Annotated in this window: 7 protein-coding genes; all 7 read right to left on the reverse strand. The window is 71.2% G+C overall.

What is annotated here, in order from left to right:
• A partial coding sequence (locus KPL57_RS68550; RefSeq protein WP_308253225.1) for a proton-conducting transporter membrane subunit occupies positions 1 to 473 on the reverse strand: 473 nt, incomplete at its 3' end.
• Positions 457 to 816: a hypothetical protein gene (locus KPL57_RS68555; RefSeq protein WP_264199933.1), complete on the reverse strand. Its 360-nt coding sequence runs from the start codon at positions 814 to 816 to the stop codon at positions 457 to 459. The genes KPL57_RS68550 and KPL57_RS68555, both read right to left, overlap by 17 nt.
• Before the next feature lie 31 nt (positions 817 to 847).
• Positions 848 to 988, reverse strand: a complete 141-nt coding sequence (locus tag KPL57_RS59615) for a hypothetical protein (protein WP_226358830.1) — start codon at positions 986 to 988, stop codon at positions 848 to 850.
• 85 nt (positions 989 to 1,073) lie between these two features.
• Entirely contained in the window at positions 1,074 to 1,286 is a 213-nt protein-coding gene (locus KPL57_RS59620; protein WP_226358831.1) for an NADH-quinone oxidoreductase subunit K, read from the reverse strand.
• 163 nt (positions 1,287 to 1,449) lie between these two features.
• On the reverse strand, positions 1,450 to 1,764 hold the full coding sequence (locus KPL57_RS59625) for an MnhB domain-containing protein (protein WP_226358832.1): 315 nt from the start codon (positions 1,762 to 1,764) through the stop codon (positions 1,450 to 1,452).
• A 121-nt stretch (positions 1,765 to 1,885) separates the two neighbouring features.
• Complete coding sequence (locus tag KPL57_RS68560) at positions 1,886 to 2,014, reverse strand: hypothetical protein (RefSeq protein ID WP_264199934.1); 129 nt, start codon at positions 2,012 to 2,014, stop codon at positions 1,886 to 1,888.
• On the reverse strand, positions 2,005 to 2,304 hold a 300-nt coding region (locus KPL57_RS59630), incomplete at its 5' end, for a hypothetical protein (protein WP_226358833.1). The genes KPL57_RS68560 and KPL57_RS59630, both read right to left, overlap by 10 nt.

Genomic DNA, 2,304 nt, shown 5'->3' on the forward strand with positions numbered 1-2,304 from the left:
ATCACCAGCAGCAGCGTCGAGGGGCTGTCCTGCGGGAACACCAGGTCTGGGTGGCGCAGCAGCGCGTAGATGCCGACCTTGGTGAGCAGGCCCGCGAACAGCGCGGTGACCGGGGCGGGAGCGTTCGGGTAGCTGTCGGGCAGCCAGAAGTGCGAGCGGCACGATCGCCGCCTTGATGCCGAACACCACGATGAGGACCCAGGCGAGCACCGCGCGCCAGGCCCTCCGGCAGCGCGCCCATCCGCCCGGCGAGGTCGGCCAGGTTGACCGTGGCCGGTGGCGGCGTAGACGAGCCCGACCGCGGTCAGGAACAGCAGCGACGAAGTCAGCGACACGATCACGTAGGTCATGCCGGACCGGATCCGCGACGCCGACGTCCGCCGGGTGATTAGCACGTAGCTCGACGCCAGCATGATCTCGAACGCCACGAACAGCGTGAACAGGTCACCGGTCAGGTTAGGCCAGCGACACACCCGTCGACAGCAGCAGGAAGATCGGGTGGAAGGTGGTGCTGGCGGTCTCCCGGCCGTAGTCGGAGATCCGCTGGTCGATCGCGTAGACCAGCACCGCGAGCGTCACCACCGAGGAGGAATGAGCAGCAGCAGCGCCGACATCCGTCGGCGACGAGCACGATGCCCATCGGGGCGGGCCAGCCACCGAGCTCGGCGACGACCGGCCCGTAGGTGTCCGCGCCACCAGCAGCACCGCGCCGACGACGCACACCAGCGCCAGGGTCACCACGCCGATGACGCGCTGGGCCGAGGCACGGCGGCTGACGACGACGCTGGTCGCGGCGCCCAGCATGGGCAGCAGCACCGGCAGCAGTGACCCAGGGCCTGCAACGGGGTCACTTGCGGCCCTCCTCGAGCTCGTGGGAGTCGGCGGTGTCCTCGGGCTCGGCGTCGGTCTCGTCCGCGGTGCCCTCCTCCATCGCGCCCTTGGGCTTCTGCCGGTCGGCGATGCGGCGGTCCTCCACGTCGTCCTGCACCTCGTCGTGCCCCGACGAGCACCCAGGAGCGGTAGCCCAGCGCCAGCAGCAGCGGTGGTCAGGGCGAAGGTGATGACGATGGCGGTCAGCGCCAGCGCCTGCGGGAGCGGGTCGGGCGATCTGCTCGGGGAGCACCGCGTCGAGGATCGGGGCGCGCCCGGGCGGTTCCGCCGGAGACCTGCAGCAGCAGGTTCGCGCCGTGCCCGAGCACCACGATGCCGATCAGGATGCGCATCAGCGAGCGCTGCATCAGCAGGTAGAAGCCGACCGAGTACAGCACCGCGAGCACGATCGCCATGCTCAGTTTGATGGTGGGTGTTCACCTCGGGCCACACCTCCGCGGGGGAGGTCCTCGCCCGCCTCGCGGGCGTCGCGGGCGATGCCGGACCCGAGCGAGCGCAGCAGTCGAGCACCACACCGATGATCAGCAGGTAGACGCCGACGTCGAGCAGCAGGCCTGCTCACGATGTCGAGGTAGCCGAACGGGCCGAAGGTGATCGTCCACTTGACGAGGCGAGCACCGGGTCGCCCCAGGCCACCGGGGCCAGCGCGTGAGCACCGCGATGATCAGTCCGGGTGCCGACCAGACGGGCGGACGGATCCGAACCGGAGCCCAGATTGTCGTCGCGCCGCCGCGATGTGGCGCACACGAACGCGAGCCCGGCGACCAGGCCGCCGGAGAACCCGCCGCCGGGACCGTAGTGGCCTCCAGCAGCAGGAACACCGAGAACACCAGCACCACCGGGAAACAGCAGCCGGGCCGCGGACTCCAGCACCAGGGTCCCGTTCGCGGACGTCCGGGCAGGTGCCGGTGAGCATCCATCGGCCGCTGGGCTGGTCCCCGGGCCCAGCTCTCGGCGTCCCCCGCCGGGGACGCGGGCTTCTCCTGCGAGGTCGTCATCCGAGCACCTCCTTCTCGTGCTTGGGCGATCCCGAGCCGCTGCGCACGACCTTGCCGTTCTGCCTCTTGTCGTACCGGGTCGCGAGCACCAGGCTCGCGGTGCCGGACGCGCAGATCAGCAGCACGGTGATCTCACCGACCGTGTCGATGCGCGGAAGTCGACCAGGATCGCGCTGATCAGGTTGGTCGCGCCGGCCTCCGGTGCGCCCGCGATGAACGGCTCCGTGGTGGCGGGCGGCAGGGTGCGGGCCCCGGAGAGCATCACGGCCATCCCGGCGACGAGCAGGCCGCCGACCGCGGCGACCGCGGCCTTGGGGCCCCGGACGCGGCGCTCGGTGTCCGGCTCGTCGAAGTGGGGCGGGCAGGCGTCGCAGCACGAAGACGAACGCGCACCAGGGTGAGCGTCTCGACCAGG

This window comes from Pseudonocardia sp. ICBG601 (assembly GCF_020496245.1).

Coding starts and splice junctions, on each gene's coding strand:
- KPL57_RS59620 (WP_226358831.1), bottom strand. CDS start 1,286: ATGGCGATCGTGCTCGCGGTGCTGTACTCGGTCGGCTTCTACCTGCTG.